Genomic DNA, 537 nt, shown 5'->3' with positions numbered 1-537 from the left:
GTCTACAAGGGCCTGCTCGCCAACAATTTCGCCGACTGGCGTCTGGAAGTGACGGGTCTTGTCGAAAAGCCGCTGTCGCTCAGCCGCGAGCAGCTCCAGAACATGCCAAGCCGCACCCAGATCACCCGCCATGACTGCGTCGAAGGCTGGAGCTGCATAGCCAAATGGACCGGCACGCCGCTGTCGCTGGTGCTGGACCAGGCGGTGGTCAAACCGCAGGCGCGCTATGTCATGTTCCATTGCCTCGACACGATCGACCGCAGCCTGTCGGGCGACATCAAATATTACGGCACCATCGACCTCATCGATGCCCGTCACCCGCAGACGATCCTCGCCTACGGCCTGAACGGCAAGCCGCTGCCGGTCGAGAACGGCGCGCCGCTGCGGGTTCGCGTCGAGCGCCAGCTCGGCTACAAGATGCCGAAATATCTCTACAAGATCGAACTGGTCGACGGCTTTGCCGATGTCGGCGGTGGCAGGGGCGGCTATTGGGAAGACAATGGCTATGACTGGTACGGCGGGATCTGAGCTGCACAC

At 62.2% G+C, this 537-nt stretch carries 1 protein-coding gene; it reads left to right on the top strand.

The genetic code is table 11. From position 1 onward, the window contains the following. Positions 1-528: molybdopterin-binding protein (locus EN994_RS34555; protein ID WP_127308305.1), on the top strand; the 528-nt coding region annotated here is incomplete at its 5' end. Between the last annotated feature and the right edge of the window lie 9 nt (positions 529-537).

This window comes from Mesorhizobium sp. M7A.F.Ca.CA.002.09.1.1 (assembly GCF_003998555.1).
GTDB lineage: Bacteria > Pseudomonadota > Alphaproteobacteria > Rhizobiales > Rhizobiaceae > Mesorhizobium > Mesorhizobium ciceri.
This window is presented reverse-complemented; position numbering and strand designations above follow the sequence as displayed.